This is a genomic window from Hydrogenovibrio kuenenii DSM 12350, assembly GCF_000526715.1.
GTDB classification, from domain to species: domain Bacteria; phylum Pseudomonadota; class Gammaproteobacteria; order Thiomicrospirales; family Thiomicrospiraceae; genus Hydrogenovibrio; species Hydrogenovibrio kuenenii.
The window spans coordinates 662,819-685,488 of sequence record NZ_JAGP01000001.1 but is presented as its reverse complement, the minus strand read 5'-3'; the positions used below and the strand labels follow the sequence as shown (position 1 = coordinate 685,488).

General features: G+C 41.5%; 20 protein-coding genes and 1 other RNA gene. 4 read left to right on the top strand and 17 right to left on the bottom strand.

The window, feature by feature from the left end; genetic code table 11:
* Window positions 1-17 precede the first annotated feature (17 nt).
* The 17 genes from murG to N745_RS0103085 all read right to left on the bottom strand — a co-directional run bounded on the left by murG (window position 18) and on the right by N745_RS0103085 (window position 17,087).
* A complete protein-coding gene (murG, locus tag N745_RS0103165; protein WP_024850687.1) occupies window positions 18-1,064 on the bottom strand; it encodes an undecaprenyldiphospho-muramoylpentapeptide beta-N-acetylglucosaminyltransferase in 1,047 nt (348 codons plus the stop codon).
* Entirely contained in the window at window positions 1,061-2,236 is a 1,176-nt protein-coding gene (gene ftsW, locus N745_RS0103160; RefSeq protein ID WP_051453365.1) for a putative lipid II flippase FtsW, read from the bottom strand. Before ftsW ends, murG begins: the two co-directional genes overlap by 4 nt.
* 12 nt (window positions 2,237-2,248) lie before the next feature.
* Window positions 2,249-3,613, bottom strand: coding sequence for a UDP-N-acetylmuramoyl-L-alanine--D-glutamate ligase (gene murD / locus N745_RS0103155; RefSeq protein WP_024850685.1), 1,365 nt, complete (start codon window positions 3,611-3,613; stop codon window positions 2,249-2,251).
* Window positions 3,614-3,642: 29 nt separating this feature from the next.
* Window positions 3,643-4,728 (bottom strand): phospho-N-acetylmuramoyl-pentapeptide-transferase, encoded by a 1,086-nt coding sequence (gene mraY, locus N745_RS0103150; protein WP_024850684.1) that lies wholly within the window; start codon window positions 4,726-4,728, stop codon window positions 3,643-3,645.
* A gap of 9 nt (window positions 4,729-4,737) precedes the next feature.
* Window positions 4,738-6,153: a UDP-N-acetylmuramoyl-tripeptide--D-alanyl-D-alanine ligase gene (locus N745_RS0103145; protein ID WP_024850683.1), complete on the bottom strand. Its 1,416-nt coding sequence runs from the start codon at window positions 6,151-6,153 to the stop codon at window positions 4,738-4,740.
* Window positions 6,150-7,745: a UDP-N-acetylmuramoyl-L-alanyl-D-glutamate--2,6-diaminopimelate ligase gene (locus tag N745_RS0103140; protein WP_024850682.1), complete on the bottom strand. Its 1,596-nt coding sequence runs from the start codon at window positions 7,743-7,745 to the stop codon at window positions 6,150-6,152. The genes N745_RS0103145 and N745_RS0103140 overlap by 4 nt, the downstream gene beginning before the upstream one ends.
* On the bottom strand, window positions 7,742-9,622 hold the full coding sequence (locus N745_RS0103135) for a peptidoglycan D,D-transpeptidase FtsI family protein (protein ID WP_024850681.1): 1,881 nt from the start codon (window positions 9,620-9,622) through the stop codon (window positions 7,742-7,744). Before N745_RS0103135 ends, N745_RS0103140 begins: the two co-directional genes overlap by 4 nt.
* Window positions 9,615-9,983, bottom strand: coding sequence for a cell division protein FtsL (gene ftsL / locus N745_RS0103130; RefSeq protein WP_157833741.1), 369 nt, complete (start codon window positions 9,981-9,983; stop codon window positions 9,615-9,617). Before ftsL ends, N745_RS0103135 begins: the two co-directional genes overlap by 8 nt.
* Before the next feature lie 54 nt (window positions 9,984-10,037).
* Entirely contained in the window at window positions 10,038-11,207 is a 1,170-nt protein-coding gene (gene ftsZ, locus N745_RS0103125; protein WP_024850679.1) for a cell division protein FtsZ, read from the bottom strand.
* 81 nt (window positions 11,208-11,288) lie between these two features.
* Window positions 11,289-12,221 carry a 16S rRNA (cytosine(1402)-N(4))-methyltransferase RsmH gene (gene rsmH, locus N745_RS0103120; RefSeq protein ID WP_024850678.1) on the bottom strand — a complete coding sequence of 311 codons (933 nt, stop codon included), beginning with the start codon at window positions 12,219-12,221 and terminating at the stop codon, window positions 11,289-11,291.
* Between the two features lie 3 nt (window positions 12,222-12,224).
* Window positions 12,225-12,683 (bottom strand): division/cell wall cluster transcriptional repressor MraZ, encoded by a 459-nt coding sequence (gene mraZ / locus N745_RS0103115; RefSeq protein ID WP_024850677.1) that lies wholly within the window; start codon window positions 12,681-12,683, stop codon window positions 12,225-12,227.
* A 457-nt stretch (window positions 12,684-13,140) separates the two neighbouring features.
* Window positions 13,141-13,516: RNase P RNA component class A (gene rnpB, locus N745_RS12420), an RNA gene on the bottom strand.
* A gap of 287 nt (window positions 13,517-13,803) precedes the next feature.
* Window positions 13,804-14,577, bottom strand: a complete 774-nt coding sequence (gene yaaA / locus N745_RS0103105) for a peroxide stress protein YaaA (RefSeq protein WP_024850676.1) — start codon at window positions 14,575-14,577, stop codon at window positions 13,804-13,806.
* A 153-nt stretch (window positions 14,578-14,730) separates the two neighbouring features.
* Window positions 14,731-14,898, bottom strand: coding sequence for a hypothetical protein (locus N745_RS12635; RefSeq protein WP_157833740.1), 168 nt, complete (start codon window positions 14,896-14,898; stop codon window positions 14,731-14,733).
* Between the two features lie 141 nt (window positions 14,899-15,039).
* On the bottom strand, window positions 15,040-15,300 hold the full coding sequence (locus tag N745_RS0103095) for a hypothetical protein (protein WP_024850675.1): 261 nt from the start codon (window positions 15,298-15,300) through the stop codon (window positions 15,040-15,042).
* Window positions 15,301-15,311: 11 nt separating this feature from the next.
* Complete coding sequence (murU, locus tag N745_RS0103090; protein WP_024850674.1) at window positions 15,312-16,007, bottom strand: N-acetylmuramate alpha-1-phosphate uridylyltransferase MurU; 696 nt, start codon at window positions 16,005-16,007, stop codon at window positions 15,312-15,314.
* Between the two features lie 39 nt (window positions 16,008-16,046).
* Window positions 16,047-17,087 (bottom strand): aminoglycoside phosphotransferase family protein, encoded by a 1,041-nt coding sequence (locus N745_RS0103085; RefSeq protein WP_024850673.1) that lies wholly within the window; start codon window positions 17,085-17,087, stop codon window positions 16,047-16,049.
* A 75-nt stretch (window positions 17,088-17,162) separates the two neighbouring features.
* Here N745_RS0103085 and N745_RS0103080 point away from each other — a divergent pair, with 75 nt between their 5' ends.
* The 4 genes from N745_RS0103080 to rsmA are packed head-to-tail and all read left to right on the top strand — an operon-like array spanning window position 17,163 to window position 22,669.
* On the top strand, window positions 17,163-19,505 hold the full coding sequence (locus tag N745_RS0103080) for an LPS-assembly protein LptD (protein WP_024850672.1): 2,343 nt from the start codon (window positions 17,163-17,165) through the stop codon (window positions 19,503-19,505).
* A gap of 1 nt (window position 19,506) precedes the next feature.
* Complete coding sequence (locus N745_RS0103075) at window positions 19,507-20,853, top strand: peptidylprolyl isomerase (RefSeq protein ID WP_024850671.1); 1,347 nt, start codon at window positions 19,507-19,509, stop codon at window positions 20,851-20,853.
* Complete coding sequence (pdxA, locus tag N745_RS0103070) at window positions 20,853-21,851, top strand: 4-hydroxythreonine-4-phosphate dehydrogenase PdxA (RefSeq protein WP_024850670.1); 999 nt, start codon at window positions 20,853-20,855, stop codon at window positions 21,849-21,851. The genes N745_RS0103075 and pdxA overlap by 1 nt, the downstream gene beginning before the upstream one ends.
* A complete protein-coding gene (gene rsmA, locus N745_RS0103065; protein WP_024850669.1) occupies window positions 21,848-22,669 on the top strand; it encodes a 16S rRNA (adenine(1518)-N(6)/adenine(1519)-N(6))-dimethyltransferase RsmA in 822 nt (273 codons plus the stop codon). The genes pdxA and rsmA overlap by 4 nt, the downstream gene beginning before the upstream one ends.
* Window position 22,670 lies beyond the last annotated feature (1 nt).

The window sequence follows — 22,670 nt, the reverse complement described above, 5'->3', positions numbered from 1 at the left end:
TGTTTTCTAAATAAGTGTTAAAGATTTAGCAACAAAGAAACAATTTGTTCTTTTGCTTTCTGAGGGACTTGTTTTCGAATATTCTCTGATGCGACTTGTAATTTATTATCTTGTTGCCAAGTTTCTAACATGCTTGCCAACTTTTCAGGAGTTAACTCACTTTGCTGAATAACCTCTCCTCCTATTGATGCTAGAACTTGCGCATTAGCTGTTTGGTGATCGTCCACAGCATAAGGAAAAGGAACCATAATGGCTGGTCTGGCAGCCGCCATCAATTCCGACACAGTCAAGGCACCGGAACGGCAAATCACCAAATCTGCATATTGATAAGCGGCTTGCATATCTTCAATAAAAGGAACGATCTGCGCAAAAATTTTGGCCTTTTCATAAGCCTGTTTGGCTTCCTCCAGTGTTTTACTCCCCGTTTGGTGCATAATTTCTGGACGATTAGTTTCAGGAAGTAATGCCAATGCTTGCGGCACGATTTGATTTAAAGCCAAAGCACCACGGCTACCGCCAAGAACCAATATCCGAAGTGGCTGGTGTTTAATTACTGTTGAAATGGATTCTAAGCCTTCTCGTACAGGGTTACCTAAACACACCACCTTATCACCTTGCAGTTGGCTCTGAGGAAACGCGGTAATAATACGTTTGGCAAAAGGGGCAAGCCAGCGGTTGGTTAACCCAACAATTGCATTTTGCTCATGCAATACCAAATCAATTCCTAGGCTTTTTGCTGCTAACCCACCAGGGCCACAAACAAACCCCCCCATACCCAAAACTACATCAGGTTGAATTTTTTTTATGATTTTACGAGCCTGCCACCAAGCTCGTAACACGTTTAAAGGCGCTTTAAGCCAACCTCGTAAACCATTACCTCGTAATCCTCTGATACGAATCTGGTAAAAATCAATATTATGTTTGGTAACCCACTCTTGCTCCATACCTCCTAAAGTACCGAGCCAACTGATATGAACATCATGTGCTTTTAGTGCATCTGCAAGAGCCAACCCCGGGAAAACATGCCCACCAGTACCACCAGCCATAATCAAAATTCGTTTCATTCTTTTTTCTCCGTGTCGTAATAGCGAGTTTCATAATCAACACGAAAAACCAATGCGATGGCTATGGAAAGTATGAGCACACTACTCCCTCCATAACTCATAAACGGTAATGTCAGCCCCTTGGTTGGGAACAATCCAAGATTTACCCCCATATTGATAATGGCTTGCAGCACTATCCAGATACCGACACCATATGCAATCAAGCCTCCGAACACTTTAGACTGCTCGACTGCTTTACGCCCGATTCTGAAACAACGGAATAAAATCCATAGATAGAGCAAAATCAAGCATGCAACACCAACAAGACCGAATTCTTCTGCATAAATAGAAAACAAAAAGTCAGTATGTGCATCTGGTAAATACAAGAGTTTTTGTACAGATTTTCCGATACCGACACCAAACCATTCGCCGCGACCACTGGCTATAAGCGCTTGTGTCAACTGATAACCTTTTCCAAAAGGGTCTGACCAAGGATCCAAAAAGTTCGTAACCCTTGCCATTCGATAGGGTGAAGTGATAACCATGGTGACAAGAATGGCAGCCATCGGCAAAACGGTTAATACAAAAAATCGCCAAGGTGCGCCAGCAATTAATAGCATGCCCGTAATGACGACAGCGATAACAAAAGTACTTCCGAAATCTGGCTCCATTAACAGCAATATCGCCATAAAACCAAACGGGATTGCCAACCTCATTACGGCTTCAAAACTTTCTCTTACCGCATTTGCATGTCGATTAAGATAACCCGCCATGAAAATAACAACTGCCAGTTTCATAAATTCAGAAACTTGAAAATTCATAACAACCAATGGTAACCAACGCTTTGAACCATTGATTTCTCGACCAATGCCTAGCACCAAAACCAGTAATATTAGACCAACAATAAAGATTCTGCCGCGGTGCTTTTGCCAAAAAGATAAAGGCACATGCAATACGACATAGGCAACAAACACACCCAGCCCCATCGAAAAAGCTTGGCGGAGAAAATAGTGCAGCGTCGTGCCGAAACGCTTTTCACTAATAGCCACCGAACTGGAAGCAACCATGGTTAAGCCCAATACCATTAAAATTAGCAATGCGCCTAATAACCAAAAATCAATTGGCCACTGCTTACTGAGTTCACGCCAATCGCCTATTCTATTAATGGAAAGCGGCTTATCTGTTTGATTCATACAATCATCGCTTTATGGGTTAGTACTTAAGGTTTGTTTCACAAGCTGTTCAAACACTTCGCCCCGTTCTACATAGTTAGCGAATTGATCAAAAGAAGCGCAAGCTGGCGAAAACAATACAACATCATCTGTCAATGCTTGCTCTTTAGCTATTGCTACAGCTTCTGCTAAGTTTTCAGTTAGCACGATTTTTTCTTTACTTACATTTGGTAGTAGATTTTCTTCAATAAGGGCTTTATCTCTTCCAAACAAAATCACTTTACGGCAAGCTTTCTGTACATCATCTGCCATCATTGAAAAATCAGCTTCTTTTCCAACACCACCAGCGATCAGGATAATTTTCCCTTCCGTCTGCGCAGTTTGTTTTGCAATACTGTTAATCGCTGTTTGGGTTGCGCCAACATTGGTGCCCTTAGAATCATTAATCCATTGAACACCTTCTTTTTCCATCACCAATTGCGTGCGATGCGGCAACCCTTTAAAGGAAGAAAATACTTGCTGGTAATCTGAAGGTGAAACTTCAAAAGGTCGGCATAAAGCCATAACTGCCAGTGCATTGAGTTGATGATGCTCCCCTTTTAAAGCCATTTTTTCTACTGCTAATAAAGGCGTATGGTTATAGCCAAGGTAAGAAGCGCCATCTTTCTCAATCAAACCATATTGAGTATCTTTTAACTCGCAGCCTTCATTTTGTAAACCAAAATGCAAAGCATGGGTTTGATCACTGGTCGGGCTATCCGCAAGATCATAGGGCAACACACTCCATTGTGTGTTATTTAAAATCGTCATCTTCGCCTGTAAATAGTCCTCCAGACCTGTGTAACGATCCATATGATCTTCGGATACATTCAGTACCGTGGCAGAGGTAGGCTGTAAAGAATAAGTCGTCTCAAGCTGAAAACTGGATAATTCCAGCACGAATACATCAAAATATTGATCGCTTCGCAACAAATCCAAAGCAGGCACACCTATGTTACCGCCAAGGCCAACATAGTAGCCTGCTTGTGCTAACACCTGTGCAGTCAAAGTCGCTACCGTACTTTTCCCATTCGAGCCCGTAATCGCCACAACAGGCTTACCCACTGCGCGAGCAAATAATTCAATATCGCCAATAATCGGCACCCCTTTTTCGCGAAAGGTATCCAACCAAGGCTCAGAAGTGGCAACACCAGGACTGATAACGATATTCGTAACTTCTTGCTCAACCCAAGCAGCTGGCAACTGCCCACAAGCAAAAGTTACCATCGGGAATTCGTTTTGCAATGCTGAACAATCAAATTCTTCTCTTGTATCATAAGCAAAACAAGCTTCGCCTTGTGACAGCAAATACTGTAAAACACTTTTTCCGGTGATTCCTAATCCAACCACTAGGTGCACGTTTGTTTTCCTTTAAAAATAATTTAAGATTAGCGAATTTTCAAACTAGCAAGACCAATCAGCACTAAGAAAATGGTGATAATCCAAAAACGAACAATCACTTGAGATTCATGCCAACCTTTTTGCTCAAAATGATGATGCAAAGGCGCCATCAAGAAAATGCGTTTACCCTTGCGGAGCTTGTAGGATCCTACTTGCAAAATCACCGATAGGGTTTCTGCAACAAAAATTCCACCCATAATAAACAGAATCAATTCTTGCTTCACGGCCACGGCAACCACGCCAAGTGCAGCACCGATAGACAAAGAACCTACATCACCCATAAACACTTGCGCAGGGTGAGCATTAAACCAAAGGAATCCCAAACCCGCTCCTGCTAAGGCTGCACAAAAAATCGTTAATTCTTCTACACCTGGAATATAAGGAATGGTTAGATAAGCTGAAAAGTACAGGTGACCTGTCATATAGGCGAATATACCCAAAGCGGCAGAGACCATAACCGTCGGCATAATCGCCAACCCGTCCAAACCATCAGTTAGATTTACTGCATTAGAGGTTCCGACAATCACAAAATAGGATAAAACAACCGTCCATGCCCCTAAATTAATGAAGGTATCTTTCATATACGGAATCAATAACTGGTGCTCAGCCGGTACTTGTGCCAAAGAAAAAAGACTGTAAGCCGCAATCAAACCGACAATCGATTGCCAAAGGTATTTGGTACGAGAACGCATACCGTTGGGATCTTTGTAGGCCACTTTTTTGTAATCGTCAATAAAGCCTATAACACCAAAAGCCAGCATGGTAAGCGTGACAATCAACAAATAGTGATTGGTCAAATCCCCCCATAAAAGAACTGAAATGGTAACGGAAAACAAAATCATCACACCGCCCATTGTCGGTGTGCCCGTTTTTACTAAATGGGTTTCTGGGCCATCCAAACGTACACTTTGACCAACCTTCAGGCGAATCAGCCAGCGAATGACTTTAGGCCCGATTATGAAGGACAGCATCAGCGCCGTTAGAACACTCATAATTGTGCGCATGGTGATGTATTTGAAAACACCAAAACCTGAAATGTAGTGCGCTAGAAATTCGGTTAAATAAATTAACATAAGACTATCCTAAGTGTTCTGTGATTCTAAAGTTTGGTCATTCATGCACTGCAAGATGCCCTGACTGACTAGTTCCATACGGCTGGAGCGCGAGCCCTTTACCAGGCAATGGTTAAGATTATGTGCCTGCATAAGTTCAACGGCTTTGGTAACTAAATCCTGATGAGAGTCAAACCAATAGGCACCAGCACCAAATGCTTTCACCATGGGCTTTGCCCCTTCACCATAAACAAGCAAATAAGGCACTCCGATAGATTTAGCGTAACGTGCTACTTCTTCATGAGCGATTACAGACGTCTCACCAATCTCTGCCATAGCACCTAAACAAGCAATACTATCGCCTGGCAAACCTATAAGTGTTTTTAACGCTGCCTTCATTGAATCTGGGTTTGCATTATAGCTATCGTCAATCAAAATACCATTCGGCAAATTCACTTTCTGTAGCCGTCCAACAACCCCACCAAAATCTGCCAGGCTGGGTATCAAGTCATCTAACTCAAAACCGCAAGCCATTGCTACAGTTAAGGCGGCACAAGCATTTTTTGCATTATGCTCACCCAATAATGGCGCTACAGCATGCAGTCTAGTCATACCAAAAAATTCGCTATCACGCGTTTGCACATCAAACTCTATTGTTTGAGGGGATTGCTCAAAGTTCTCATAATGCACATCGGAAATATTTGTTGAACCAAAAGTCAAGACTCTCAAGCCTCTGTCATGACACATCAGGCGCCAAATATCGATACCTGGCGAATCGCTATTCAACACTGCGACACCTGCATTGTCTTCCAAGCCAGATAAGATTTCGGCTTTGGTCTGAATAACCCCTTCCAATGAGCCAAATCCTTCAAGATGTGCAGCTGCTGCCACTGTAATCAATGCAATATCAGGCTTAGCTATTTGCGTTACATATTCAATTTCTTTTGAATGGTTTGCGCCCATTTCAATGACCGCATACTCATGTTCTTCAGTGATTTGTAGTAGTGTTCTCGGCACACCAAAATCGTTGTTCAAGTTACCTTGTGTCGCCAATACATTCGCGTGTTTGGATAATAAGTGCTGAACCATATTTTTACAGGTGGTTTTGCCATTGCTACCCGTAATGGCAATGAGCTTTTTCAACGGCATTTGTTGACGGTGCCACGCTGCAAAAAGGCCTAGAGCAATACGAGTATCTTTTACCAAAACCACCGGAACAGATGTCTCAATAACTTCAGATGACAATATGACAGCAGCCCCTTGTTGCACCGCTTGTTGAATGAAGCCATGCCCATCGAATCTTACGCCTTTAATCGCGATATAAAGACTAGCTGCATCAACTTCACGACTGTCGGTGGATACTGAATTAAAGCCAACGGCAGAGTCTTGTTGACCAAGCAATGTACCGCCAGTGGCCTCGATCAAATTATCCAACGACCACTTCATGTATTGGTTTCCTTCTCAAGGTCTCTTAACGTTAAATCTGTCAACACGGCGTCACTCATAAAATAACGTTGCCCTTGAATTTCTTGATAATTTTCATGTCCTTTACCGGCAATTAGCACAACATCCTGAGGTTCCGCATGACGAATTGCATACTCTATGGCTTGCGCTCGATCATGAATAATTTCTACATCAGCCGAGCTAGACATGCCTTGACGAATTTGGTCTGCAATTTGTTCCGGGTCTTCATTACGAGGATTATCATCGGTAATCACAATTTGATCAGACAATTGTTCCGCAACTTTTCCCATAAGCGGTCGCTTGCCTGCATCTCTATCACCACCACAGCCAAACACCAACCATAATTTCATATCTTCAGTAGAAAAGTGCTGTTTTACCGCATTTAATGCTGAGTCCAGTGCATCTGGTGTATGCGCATAATCAATCAAAATTAATGGATGCTCATTAACCTTTTCCATTCGCCCACTTACTGGAGAAAGAAGTTTAATTCCATCTTCAATTGCAGGAAAATCCAACCCACAGCCAAGCGCAACGGTTACCGCACAAAGTAAGTTTTCCGCGTTAAAACTTCCCATCAGGTTCGATAAAAAAGGCATCTGTGAAATTTGTGTCGAACTTGGGTTATCCTCACCCAAATTAGATATTGAAATCTCTCCCTCCATACCTGAAGGTAATAGAGTCAACTCCTGAAAAGTTACGCAAGTAAAACTGGCATCCAGTTCAGGGTGTAAATTCATTCTAGCTTGGTTGCACAGATCATCATTTAACGCATAACCAAACACTTTCTCGCCAACACTTTGTACAAGCGTTTCCATAAGGCTTTTACCAAGCTCATCAGATAGATTTAACACTCTGAATTTAGCAGGAAACTCCAAAAACAGGCGTGCCTTGGTTTCACGATAAGCTTCTTCTGTTTCATGAAAATCTAGGTGATCTCGCGTAACCTGTGTTAAAGCTAAAGCTTCAAACCTTATATTCTGAATCCGACCCAACGCGATCGCATGGGATGAAACTTCCATAACCACATAATCCACGCCTAATTGAACAAACTCATAGAGTTTACGGTTAAGCGATACAACCTCAAGAGTCGTATTGGCTGAAGGCAACAAGGCCCCAAAAACACCATTACCCAGTGTTCCCAATATTGCCACGGAGTAAGATTGGCTAAATATCTGCGCAATATAATGCGCCGTTGATGTTTTACCATTGGTACCCGTAATGCCAATCACTTTTATTTTTTGACTGGGTCTTTGATAAAACCAATCTGCAAGACCCGCTAAACGCTGGGCTAGATCGTCAATCATCAATAATGGAATTTGAAGTGCTACGGGTTCTGCTGGCATTTTATCTGTTATGACACAAACAGCCCCTTTTTCAAGAGCCTGATCCAAGAATTCAATACCATGTTTTTGCGTTCCTGCAAGCGCCAAAAATACGCCACCTTGGGCCATCTCAGAGGAATTTGTAAAAAGGTTTTTTAAGGCTTGAGTCAATATCGCCTCATTATCTTGAGGTAAATAGTGCTCTTGCAAATCTATTGCCAAAAAGTCAACCAGCTCTTGAAAGCTTTTCATCTTTCCTCCTTATGACTTGTTGGGGTTTGATCTGGCGGTACATTTTTGATGCGCAAAACATCTTGCATCACTTCCTTAAAAATCGGCGCCGCCACTAAACCACCATAATACACGCCTCGGCTCGGCTCATTCACCACCGTTGCCATCACATACTTCGGGTTTGACGCTGGCACTAATCCAACAAATACAGAAAAATATTCGTTTTGATGGTAACCACCAACTTTTGTTTTATGGACAGTACCTGTTTTGCCCGCAACTGTATACCCTGGTATTCTTGCTTTCTTCGCCGTTCCCTCTGGGGAAACGACTGTTTGCATCATAGCCAAAACTTCATCAGCAGTTTTAGCAGAAATAACTCGATGAACCTCTGTTGCTGAGTAATTTGTATCTAAGCCGATATCTTTTTCATTGCCATTTTTTATACCATAAGCCTTGGTTTTCTCTGTTTTCTTTAATCGCTCTGTCAGTTGCTTTGACGTCAATTTCAAAATAGATACCGGCTCAAGTACACCATGGTTGGCAAAAATGGTATACGCTCTTGCCAACTGAAGCAGGTTGATATTAAACCCATAGCCAAATGAAGCAGATGCCTGATCAATTTTTTGCCATTCAACAGGAGACTTCATGTAGCCAATAGATTCTCCTGGTAAATAAATCCCCAAATCTTGACCAAAGCCAACCCCGTTTAACATCTGCCACTCTTGATCTGGCGTCATTTTGAAGGCAACTTTACTGGCACCAATATTACTGGATTTCTCGATAATACCCTGCGGGGTTAACTTGCCGTGATCACTTGTATCTGTAATGCGCTGACCTTGTATCCACATTGCACCTGGTGAAGTATCTATGATTGTATCCAGCTTAATCAAACCTAAGTCGAGTGCTTTTGAAATAATAAAAGGCTTAGCAGGTGACCCCGGTTCAAAAACATCAGTAATTACTCTGTTTCTTAATCGACTACCTTGTAATTGACTTCGATTATTTGGATTAAAACTTGGAATGGTTGCCATACCCAGAATTTCACCAGTCTTTGCATCCAGGATAACCGATTGAACTGATTTTGCTTGATGACGAATATAGGCTTTTTTTAGCGCATGATAAAGAAAGAATTGAATATCCTTATCGATACTTAATGTAATGCTATGCCCTGGCTTCGCGGGCACCAAGTCTTTAACAAAATCAACGACTCTGCCCGCGCGGTCTTTAATCACTTCTTTTTTGCCCTGCTGACCAGTCAGCCATTTGTCATAAGCCTTCTCAATACCTGAAATCCCTTTATCATCTATATTGGTAAAGCCAACAACATGTCCAAGTATTTCGCCTGCTGGATAATAACGTTTATATTGATTTTGTATAAAAACTCCAGGTACATCCAAGTTTTCGACCTGTCTGGTAACAGGAGGCAACACGCTACGTTTTATATACAAAAATCGCTTGTTTTTCTTTGCCAATAGAGTCTGAGTAATATTTTTCTCATCTAGTCCTAAAATACGAAGCATTTCTTTATAACGCTTAACATCTTGCGAAATTTGTGCCTGCTGTTTTTGCACATCCTTCACACTTAAATGTTCTTTGATTGCGTTTTGTTGCTGTTGAACAGGGTCAAGATAATAGCTTAGGATTTTGGGATCGACCCAAATAGAATCAATAGGTGTACTCAGAGCAAGCAAATTACCATTTCGATCATAAATTTCTCCCCTAGGGGCTGGAATCGTCATGGTACGAATTTGTCGCTTATTACCTTCATTTTGCAAAAATGAAGATTGGACGATCTGAACATCGAAGGCTTTCGCAAGGACCACCATAAACAAAATAAAAACCAAGCTATAGACAACCGTGTCTCGCTTAATTCTTTGGTATTGAAAATGGTTATTCACCTGAGATTCCTTTTTTAAAAGTAGCTGACTGATCTACAGGTAAAGGATCAAGAAAAATTGTTTGAACGTTGTTTTTATCAGGTGCTTTATCAATAGTAAGGTTCAATTGCTTGGTTGCAACTTCCTCAACACGAGCTAAAGCTGTTAAATGATGTAATTCTAAAGTAAGTTTGCCAAAATCCTGGTGAAGCTCAACTTCTTTTTGGAGGGCATTCGCATAGCGAGTTTCAAGATGTCGAACTTGATGCTGAACCTGAACAATTAAAATGAAAAGAAAACAAATAATACCCAACAGCAGGAGTGCAATGGTCCGTTGCCAGTTAAATAAATTAAACTGACGTGAACCGGGGAGAGATTGCATCACCATGCTGCCGAGCAAATGGACCGATAAGCTAATTCCTATCGGTCAAACCAATTAATCGGCTTGACGACGAAGAAATGCTGGGATATCCAAGTAATTGGAATTTGACTCAACACTTGCCGTCACACCACCATTAACAACCATTTTTGGTCGCACAACTTCAGGGGCTTTCTCGACCTCTTCCAATACCTGCTGCTTTTCTTCTGCTTTATTTGCTTCAACAGCTTGAAGGTTTGGTTTAACCATTTCAGGGCGCTGCCCGCTTCCTGAAACGTTACTCAGTCCAGTTGCTACAACGGTTACACGAATTTCATCCGTCATGGTTTCATCAATCGAAGTTCCGATAATAACTTTTGCATCTTCAGAAGCAACTTGGTCGATTACCTCACCTACTTCATTGAACTCACCAAGTGTAAAATCCAAACCAGAAGTAATGTTAACAAGTAAGCCTTTTGCACCAGAAACGGAAATATCTTCTAGCAAAGGATTGGCAATCGCTTTTTCTGCTGCTTTGATTGCTCGATCTTCACCACTCGCATGACCGACACCCATCATAGCTACACCACGCTCACTCATAACTGTACGCAAATCTTCAAAGTCGACGTTAATCATACCTGGACGAGTTACCAGTTCAGAAATCCCCTGTACCGCACCATGCAAAACTTCATTTGCATAATCAAAAGCCTTGGCTAGTACAAAATCTTTACCTAAAACTTTTAGTAGCTTGTCATTAGGCACTGTAATTAAAGAATCAACATGCTCTTCAAGTTGTGCAATCCCGGCTTCGGCAACCTTGTGACGTCTTTCAAAACCAAAAGGCTTGCTTACGACACCAACAGTCAAGATACCCATTTCTCTTGCCGCTTGCGCAACAACTGGAGCTGAACCTGTTCCAGTACCACCGCCCATACCAGCAGTAATAAAGACCATATCAGCACCTTTAAGCACTTCCTTGACCTGTTCAATATTTTCCTTAGCTGCTTCCATCCCTTTTTCAGGATTCGCACCAGCACCTAAACCATTCAAACCTAGCTGAATACAAGTTTCAACACTTGAATTTTTAAGTGCTTGAACATCAGTATTTGCACAAACAAAATCAACACCCTCTACTTGAGAGCGAACCATATAATCAACAGCGTTTCCGCCGCCGCCACCGAGACCGATGACTTTTATTTTTGGCATACCAGCATCTTCTGGAATGGTTTCTTGCAGATTAAACTTCATGTGACTCTCCCCTTACAACACACGTTAAAAAACTTGTCCGTCTTAATAAAAACCTCACCGCATTAGCGCGAGGCAGCTACCTTAAATTTTTTGCGCAATTCGCAATACCGCACTACGTGAACGCGGATTTTCTTTACACTCTTCGGCTGATGGAAAAATTGGTTTCCCTACTTTCTTCAGAATAGGTTCAACCACTTCCAACTGCACCGGAGAGTCTGGAAACAGATCCTTCATCTGAGACTGATCTCTAATAAACTGCTTCACAATTCTATCTTCTAGCGAATGAAAGCTGATAGCCGACAACCGCCCTCCTGGCGATAACACTGCAACTGCAGCTTCCAACACATTCTTTAACACATCCAACTCGCGGTTAACCGCTATACGAATCGCTTGAAACGTCCGCGTAGCAGGATGCTTATTTTTTTCAGTTTTTGGCGATGCTTTTTTTACCAACTCTGCAAGATCCAGTGTTGTTTCCAAATGACCTTGCTGAACAGCTTCTTTTATGACTCGAGCTATACGCCCTGAAAACCGCTCTTCTCCGTATTGCTTCAATACTTGAGCCAGTGTTTTTTCATCCACTTGAGCAAGCCACTCTTTAGCGCTCAAACCCTGCTCTGGATTCATTCGCATATCAAGAGGCCCCTCACGCATAAAGCTAAACCCTCTAGCAGCATCATCTAACTGAGGGGAAGAAACCCCCAAATCAATCAGAACGCCATCTACTTTTCCCAGCCAGCCTCTGGCCTCACAATAGTCTTTTAATTGCTCAAAACTACCGTACTGAATCTCAAAGCCATCTTGTTTAAAATTATTTTGTGCGTACTCAATGGCTTCAGGATCTTGATCAATTGCCAACAATTTACCCGACGTTAACTTGTCTAATATTGCCCGACTATGTCCGCCTCGACCAAAAGTACAATCAACGTAAATACCATCCGGTTTTATTGCCAACCCTTCTACGGATTCCTTCAGCATTACTGAGTAATGCGAGAATTGCTCCTGAGTCTCCATAAACTACAAACTCAATGTTGATAGCGCGTCAGACACATCACCCGCCGAAGCTGTATCCAACATATCTGGTCGAGAGGCATCCCATGCTTCTTGCGACCAGAGCTCAAACTTATTTCCCTGCCCAAGCAAAATCACATTTTTATCTAGCTTTGCATGATCTCTCAGCATGCTCGGCAAAAGAATTCTCCCTTGAGAATCCATTTCCATCTCAGTAGCATGCCCAAGCAAAAGCCTCTGAACCAATCTGGCTTGTGGATCCATATTGGGTAATGACATCAGCTTTCGCTCAATCACTTCCCATTCATCCATGGTGTAAATCAGCAGGCACGGGCTATTTAAATCAATGGTTGCCACCAATTGACTTTCGCTCGCTTCCTCAATCGACTCACGATACTTTTTGGGAATTGCTAACCTTCCCTTTGTATCCATGTTGATTGAATTTATACCTCTGAAAAACAACATTATGTTTCCACTTTACACCACATTTCTCCACTTGACGCCACTATATTCAACTTAAACCCCACTGTCAAGCAACCCCATAGCGTTTTTGTATACTTTTTCCATACAGACCAATAACTTAGCGAGATCTAGACAAGGATGAATACCAAAATATAACTTTTTTCAAATTCAACTAAATCAATAAGTTACAAGTAATACATCAAGAAGAGATTAAGGTTATAAATGCAATACATTGAACAAAAACAAATTTCACAACCCAGCAACAAAAACACCATATATACATCGGAAATAAAAATAGAACACCACATATAGTATTAAATTCATTTTTTTAGAAAAAAGTGGTGGTAAGTGGGGATTTTTTACAAAAAATAGATAAAAAGGCACAAAACAAGGACAAAAATAATCAAGAAGGGGTTACACGAAAGACATGTAATAAAAAAAACAAGAAACTAAGAAGAAAAAATAAAGTGGATCGATAAGCCGGGTTCTGTACCATTGCTGGCGACAATCATTCATCTAGGCGAAGCATCACTACTCCGCTCAAGCAACCTACCCGAAAATAAGGTGCGAGCCACACCCTGTACCGAAGTACGTATTTTCCTATTTGGTCTTGCACCGAATGGGGTTTACCAAGCCTCAAACTGTTACCAGTTGAGCGGTGCGCTCTTACCGCACCCTTTCACCCTTACCTTTAGTAAGCCAAAGGCAAACCAAAGGCGGTCTACTCTCTGCTGCACTTTCCATCGACTCACGCCGCCCAGCCGTTAGCTGGCATTCTGCTCTATGGTGCCCGGACTTTCCTCAAGACAAAGTCTTGCGATTGTCTAATCCACTTCGGCGCAAACTATACAGAATTGAGACTCAAAAGTCTAAACAAATGAAAATAAAGATTTATACAAAGATAAAGAAGAGTGATTAGTCTTAAAAAGATGCGTTTGCTAAAATTCTCGAACGCATAAACATGGATAGCATATGAACAACACGCACCCTATAAAAAAACGCTTTTTAGCCCAAGCTCGGCCCTATATACTTTTAATAGGCTTATCGTTTTTAGCTATCGCTAGCCTATTATCCATGTACGGCAAAAACAATGGCTTGAGCTTTCTGCTGTAACCCTACAGTTTTAGGGTTGTTTACGTGTAAACACCCAATCCGTTTCACTTGAAAGTTCCGGCGCAAACTTATAACCTTCATAATCAAAATGTTTTAAGTCTTCAACCTGTTCAACCTGTTCAACAGCAGCATAACGAACCATTAAACCACGAGCTTTTTTTGCATAAAAACTAATCATTTTATACTGGCCATTTTTCCAGTCTTTGAACTGAGGGGTAATAATGGTCGCATCCAGTTTTTTACGATCAACCGCTTTAAAATACTCATTTGACGCAAGGTTTACCAAAACCTTCCCTGTTTTAGCGTTTAAATGCGCATTAATCCAATCGGTAATACGACCTCCCCAAAACTGATACAAGTTTTTTCCGCGCTCATTCTCCAGCCCAGTACCCATTTCCAAACGATAAGGCAATATGACATCCATTGGTCTAACGATGCCATATAAGCCTGACAAAATACCTAAATGCGTTTGCAAATAAGATACTTGTTGCTCATCCAAGCTACGTATATCAAGTCCTTGATAAACATCACCCTTAAATAAAAACCCTGCAGGCCGAGCGGATTCTGCTGGCATAGGTAATTGCCAATCCTGGTATCTTTGATAGTTAAGCTCAGACAACTTATCACTCAAGCCCATTAGGTTCGCGATATCAACAGGTCCAAAACCTTTAAGCTGATTAACCAAAATCTGAGATTGATCCAGAAAATCTGACTGACTCTCTTTAAGTGACAAAGACGCTGGTGATGAGTCTAACGATTTAGCCGGGGAAATAACAAATAACATCAATAACACCTTAGATCATTAATTACACAGACCTCAAACGCGATCCATTTCTTACAACAAACAATCGTAACAATTATATTTCAAACCACATAAAAAAAGAGCTAGGCAAACGCACTAGCTCTTCTTTAATCAGATAAGATTTTTTGCTAAAACTTAGCAATCACCATCTGTATCAGCATCAGGGTTATAAGCTTTTGCTGGAGCTGCTGCTGGAGCTGACGCTGCCTTTTCGCTAGCAGATTTACCGGAATCACTTCCGCCAGAACAAGCTGTTAGACCTAAAGCCATCATCATTGTTAGTAGTAAAGCTGTTAATCTCATTTTTTATCCTTTCATTAAGGTTGGTTGAAACTTAATAAGTCCGCAACATTATTAAATACTCGTAAAGCAATTGCAACCGAACCACTCTTTCTTTCGTAGAGATTCTCTTTATCCTACCGTTCTTCGATTTTATAACGATTACTATTGCCCTTTAATACCATTTTCTTCTAAAAAGTGCTTAAGCCTGGCAATATCATCACGATTATTCAACTCATGACCATGGTGTGGCAAACTCAAATTAAACTCACTACCATTCACTATGATTTTTGCATGGTTACTTTCTGAAACGGTAATTTCAGCACCAAAATGCGTTAATGCTGAGGATAACTTTTTCCAATCTAAGTTCATTGCCATTGGGTGTGCAAATACCTTATCTACCATTGCTTGATGTTTATGTCCCATAAAATCTCCATTTATTTATTTTTATTAAAATTTAGTTCAAAATCTTGTCTTGTCTTTTCCAAGCGATCCAGCGTACCAACGTCACTCCAATAACCTTCATAAAGCTCCGCCGTCACCTTTTGCTCTGCAATTGCTTGCTTCAACAGCCCTCCCAAAGCTAAACGCCCTGGCTGTAACCCTTGAAACAATGTAGGATGCAACACACTCAAGCCGGAAAAAGTATAGTCTTTTTCTAAGGTTGCCATACTGCCTTTGATACCAAAGTCACCCTGCTCTTTAAAGGTCGGATTCGGCACCAAGATCAAATGTGCTAGAACACCGTCTGGCAAAATTCGCTTAACCAGGCTTTCAAATGGATAGTCAGTAAAAACATCGCCATTTACCACACAAAATGGCTGCACACCATCCGTCAAGCTTGGCAAAGCTTGTAAAATGCCACCAGCCGTTTCCAATCCTTCTTCTGGCTCAGGTGAATAGTCGATTTTTAGACCGTAATCTGAACCATCACCTAGTGCACGCTCTATTTCTTTACCCAACCAAGCGTGATTCACTACTAACTCTCTAACCCCAGCCTGGCAGAATTTATGCAAATGATGCTCTATTAATGAACAGTCACCAACCTTCACCAGTGGCTTTGGAACTGTGTCCGTTAACGGCCTTAACCTATTCCCCCGGCCTGCAGCCAGAATCATCGCTTGCCTATCCATACTTTTAATTTACCACTCAATACTGTATTGAAAAGAATATTAAACGGCTTTATTGACTTCTATCAAGGTTGGCAACAGTTTTTCTTCAACCAAGTTAGCAACAAAGCGCATTTCGGGATACTCTCGTCCCACTTCTACAATATAGTTCAAAGTATTGGGGATATCCGCCAAGTAACCATCCTTTCCATCACGATGATACAAGCGAGCGAAAATACCAGATGCTTTCAGATGGCGTTGAATTCCCATTAGATCAATCGATTTAACGAACGGTTTCCATTCATCACGTGAAAGCAATCTAAGCTCAACCAATCTCAAAAAATACTCGCGAATCCACTCTTTGACTTGTTCAGCTGGCCAACGCACATAACAATCTCTAAATAAAGAAACCGCATCATAGGTCAAAGGCCCGTGAACAGCATCCTGAAAATCCAAAACACCTGGGTTTCCCTTTGCCAACACCATAAGATTCCGACTATGATAATCTCGATGCACATAAGTCCGGGGTTGCTGTAAAGCAGATTGAATCAAAACATCCTGCGTATCCTGCCACTCTATTTTCTCGAGTTTACTCATATGCAAACCAAGATGTTTCTCGCACAGCCAATCACTAAACAAAGACATCTCAGTTGCCAATAACGGACCATCATAGGATGGCAACCCATTTACATAAGGTTCACTCAGACTTTGTAACTTAATCAAAGCCCGCATCGCATCGCGATAAAGATAGTCCGCTGTTGATTCATTTAATTTAGATGCATAAGTATCCGCACCCAAATCAGTCAACAACAAAAAACCTTGCTCAAGATTCTGCTCAATCACTCTTGGAACATTCACCCCCATCGCAGTCATTTCCTGAGAAACTTTAATAAAAGGACGACAATCCTCATGCTGAGGTGGCGCATCCATAACAATAAAAGTTTGTCCTTGTGAGTATTCACCAATAGAGTGCTTTAACTGCGTGCGAAAATAACGCCTAAAACTGGCATCATTAGAAGCAGGTTCTGGAGTGGTAAAAATGTCTTGAGTAAAGGAATCAAGCTGCTCAAGCCAGCTCTGTAGGTTATCAAATCGTTGTGTCATGCAAATCTTTGGTCGTACGGAGAGTAATCTCGGTTAGAATAGGCGTTTAATTCATAATTCACGATTTTTAATTGGATGTCAATTCATCTTCGTTCTCTTGTACAAACAAGTTTAATTTTTTTTGTCTTAGGGAGTGGTATTTTCTCTACCGCTCAAGCTAGTGCGACAGAACAAAAACAACAAGACTCACAAGATAAGTGTGCCACATCCGCACAAGACTCATGTAAACCTGACTGGATAGCTACGCCACGAGCTATACCAGGTCCTAGCACGCAAAACAACGCCAGCGCCGATGAATTAATACAGACTACACCAAACAATTACAGGCTCTTAGGAAACGTTGTCATTGAGCGTCCTGGTAGCATCCTTATATCAGATCAAGCAAAATTTAATCGTTTAAAACAAACAGCCCATGCATTTGGGCAGGTTGAGTTACATCGCAGTGACCTAATTTTAACTGGAACCTCTGCAATACTTAACCAAAATGCCAAAACAGCTATATTCGATAACTCGCAATACCAATTCACAGCAAGTCGTGCACATGGTACTGCAAAGAAAGTATCTCTCGACCAACAAGACCGTCTAGCAAATTTAGATGATGCCAACTATACCACCTGTAAAGGCGTGGTTTTTCAGGATAGAGACCAAAAATCATCACCCACTAAAAAATACGACTGGGAACTGGATTTCAGCCATCTAAAAATAGACGATGCAAAACGCCGTATTTATGGCAAGAATGCCGTATTGTATTTTAAATCCGTTCCTATGTTTTATACCCCTTACATCAACTTTCCAATGGATAATCGCGCAAGCGGTTTTCTATTTCCAACCTTTGGAACACATCAATCGATAACACAAACCACACCGGAATCTTATTTATCAGTTCCTTACTACTTTAACCTAGCGCCCAACTACGATGACACGCTAACCATTACCCAAATGGAAAAACGCGGTACCGTTTTAGGCAATGAATTCCGCTACTTAGAACCAAATCATAGTGCGACGTTAACAACCCATTGGTTAAGAGATCAAATCACAAATAACAGCGGAACACTTCAACAGACCACACCTATCGCTGACCGCTGGGACGCTCAACTCACAGCTAACCAACACTGGGCACCAGGTCTCAATAGTGATATTTTGTGGCGTGAAGTGTCTGATGAAAACTTCTATGCTGACATTCCGGTGGATACCACTTTAGATACCGTTACCACCACTGAAAGGCACATTAACCTTAACTATCAAAATCAAAACTTTTCATCCCATATTTCTATGCTCAACTATTTGCGTTTGCGACAAAATGCGCCTTATAACTATGAGAAAAAACCCGAAATAGGTATGAGTTATTTACATAATTTTGAACAAGGTGGGTTAAAAAACTTCAGTACCAACATTATTGCCGAAGCAACCGACTTTCAGGTGGCATCAGCACTTGCGCAAAAACCAGAAGCCAAACGAACTTATTTATCTCCGAGCATCGACTACACACTAACGAAACCTTATGGACATATAAAAGCAGAAGTCGTTGCTAACAAGGTGCACTATACGATGAAAAATAATGGCTTCAATAATACAGGAGCCAATGAACATGATATTACCATTCCTCAATACGCCCTTAATGGCGGTCTAAAATTTGAACGAAATCTGAACCTAGACTCACATAGCTTGATACAAACACTAGAACCTAAAATTCAATATCTATTTGTGCCTTATCAAGATCAAAGCAATATTCCTGTTTTTGATACTGGCGTTCATAGCTTGGATTTCAGCAATCTGTTTTCATACAATCGTTTTTCAGGTTATGACCGCATTGGCGATACACAGCAAGTTTCCGCAGCGCTAACAACACGATTTTTAACTTCGGACGGCACACCCATTGCCCAAGCTGGTTTAGGACAGATTTTTTATTTAGACGACCGGAAAGTACAACTCAGCGGCAATGCAATTGACACCAACCGTACTTCTGACTACTACCTTAACCTCGGATTTACTGCATCTAAATTTACCTTTGCTTCAACCAGCCAATATTCCAGACAAAACTTCGAGCTTACCAACGCCAACAGCCGATTAAAACTGGACTTATCACCTAAGTTTAAACTCTTGGTAACCAATACAGTGACAAACAATAACCGACCCGGCGAACAAGAAAATCTCGCTGCTGGATTTAACTGGCGAATGAACGACAAATGGACACTCGGCAGCTACTGGAACCATGACTTCACAGCAGGCCTCAATACAGAAATTAACTCAGCCTTACGCTATGATAGTTGCTGCTGGGCAAGCGAACTCTCACTTAAAGAAGCACAATTAGGAAATGGCTTGTATAATTACAGCATCCAATACCTGATTGAGCTTAAAGGGCTCAGCTCTGTGGGGACCTCTTTTTCAAAATACTTAACCAATAAACTAGATTTCTAATATGACACTTTCAAAGTTCTGGCAACGCAACTTAATCCTCTTCGCCTTCATCACACTCCTTCCTTCTGTATTATTAGCAGCACCGGAAAAAGGGCAATTACTTGATCGCATCGTGGCGACCGTAAATGATGACATTATCTTAAAAAGTGAACTGGATCGACAGGTTGCTACCACCGAAAAAGATTTGACTGCCCGCAACGTACAAATTACAGACATTGAGCAACTTAAGCGTAAAGTACTTGATAAAATGATTATGGAAAAGTTGCAATTACAGCGCATCAAAGCGCATGGCATCCAAGTTCAAGATGAAGAAGTGCTTGGTCAAATCCAACAAATAGCAAAACGTAACAACCTAACGGTTTTAGAGCTTCGTGACCGCCTAAATTTATCCGAGCCAGATGGTTTCAAACATTTTCGTCAGCGCATTCGTCAACAGATGCTATTCCAAAAACTTCGACAAGTTGAAGTCCTAGACCAAACACAAGTTACTGAAGATGAAATCAACAGCTACCTACAACGCCAAAGCTTAATTCAAAATAACTTTGAATATCATGTTGGTCATATCATGGTGAATTTACCTGACTCTGCAACGCCAGAACAACGTGACAAAGCAAAGCAAAAAGCAGAAGCAATCCTTGAACGATTACAAGATGGAGAAGATTTCAGTCAAGTTGCCGTACGCTACTCAGAAGGCAGTAAAGCACTTAATGGCGGTGACCTAGGCTGGCTCACAACTGATCAAATCCCAACTTTCTTTACCAATACTGTCGAGTCTTTAAAAGTTGGACAACTCAGTAACATTATCCACAGCCCAGTTGGTTACCACATTATCAAGCTGCTTGGAAAACGAGATAAAGGCAGCAAATTGGTAGAACAATACCATCTCTATCGCTTTATCCTTTTATCAGATAATGCCAAAAAGCAATCCAATCCACCCAAAGCATTAATAGAATTGGCTAAGAACATCAAGTCTCTTGAAGACTTCAAGAAATTGAATAAAAAATATTCCGATATCCCAGCTTCTGTAAATGCTCATGGCAACCTGGGATGGCAAACTACCCAACAAATGCCACTCGAATATGCCAAAGCGATCTCTGATGTACCCCCTAAGCATGCGGCTATCCCTTTTGCTACCGAAAAAGGTTGGGTTATTTTGTTTGTAGATGGTAAGCGCTTGCAAGATATGAATGCCGCAGGAAAACGTAAACAAGCCGAAGAAACATTACGCTTGAAAAAAGCAAATGAAGCCTATGAGATTTGGTTACGTCGCCTGAAAGATGATGCTGTAATCAACATCAACCTTGGCAAACAAAACGACCTCGATAGTGAAAAAATGGATGATAAGTAATGCCCAAGGTTAAGCGCATTGTCATTACATCTGGTGAGCCTGCAGGCATCGGTCCTGAACAGATCGTACAATTAGCCAATTCTGACATTGATCTTGGTTCCAATGTCGAATGGGTCGTAATTGGCAATAAAGACCTACTTGAAGCACGTGCTAAGCAAATCGGCTTATCAATTAACATAGAAGCTTTTGACGTCAGTACCCTTGCTAGCAAAAATCTACCAGGCTGGGTCAAGCTGATTGACATACCCCTTGCTGCCCCCTCTATCGCGGGACAGCTTAATGTTAAAAATGCCGACTACGTTTTACAAATGCTGGATACTGCCATTCAAGGCTGTATGTCTGGTGATTTCGATGCCATGGTTACCGGTCCGATACATAAAGGCATCATCAATGAGGCAGGTCTGAAATTTACTGGACACACTGAACTTCTGGCCGAGACTTCCGGCGCCGAACAAGTTGTCATGATGCTGGCAACACCACAACTTCGCGTGCCGTTGGTAACGACTCATTTGCCATTACGAGAAGTACCAGATGCCATTACACCTGAATTGCTGGAAAGTGTTATTCGCATTTTGCATGACTCGCTACAGAATCAATTTGGCATTGCACGCCCAAAAATCTTTATTATGGGGCTTAACCCACATGCAGGCGAAGATGGGCACTTGGGCACAGAAGAGCTCACAACCATTAACCCTGTTATCCATAAACTTCAACAAGAAGGCATGGATCTTATTGGCAGCTTACCTGCTGACACCATTTTCAGCCCAACAAACTTAGAAGCTGCTGATGCATTTTTAGCGATGTATCACGATCAGGGATTGCCTGTGTTGAAGACGCTTGGATTTGGAAAAGCCGTTAATGTTACCTTGGGTCTACCTTTTATCAGAACATCGGTTGATCACGGTACCGCACTAAGTATTGCCGGCACAGGTCAAGCTGACATCAATAGTTTTCATTATGCAATACAAGTCGCCATTGAGATGACAGGAGCATCATGAAACCTAAACGCGGTCATTCAGGATATCAACACAAAAAACGTTTCGGTCAGAACTTCTTAAATAACCAGACAATCATTGACCGTATCGTTATGTCTATCCAACCAAAACCAGAACAACACTTGGTAGAAATTGGCCCTGGTGAAGCTGCTTTAACAGCACCATTACTTGAAGTCGTTCGCAAACTCGACATTATCGAAATAGACAACGACTTGATTAAGCCACTAACACAACGTTTTAGCCAAAATAAAGCTTTCCACCTTCACCATCATGATGCCTTAACGTTTGATTATGCATCACTGATAGAGAAATCCGAAGAAGATGAAGCTACCCCATTGAGAGTTGTTGGCAATCTTCCCTATAATATTTCCAGCCCACTTCTTTTTCATTTACTGAACTATGCGCCTTTAATTCGCGACATGCATTTTATGCTACAAAAAGAAGTCGTAGATCGTATGACGGCTGAACCAGGAAGTAAGACATTCGGACGACTAAGCGTAATGATTCAATACGCTTGCCAAGCTGAATATTTATTTACCGTAGGACCGGCAAATTTTACACCGCCACCCAAAGTAGATTCAGCGATTGTCCGATTATCACCTTATCCAACAAAGCCATTTCAGGCCACAAACGAAGAAGCTTTTGGTAAGCTGGTTAAACAAGCTTTTTCACAAAAACGTAAAACCTTACGTAATAATTTAAAAGGCTTGCTATCTTCGGAACAAATAGAAGCTTGTGGCATCTCACCTTCAGATAGAGCTGAAAGCATTGGTGTTGAAGGGTTTGTAAAACTCGCGAACCTTTATCAGGAGACTTTGTAAA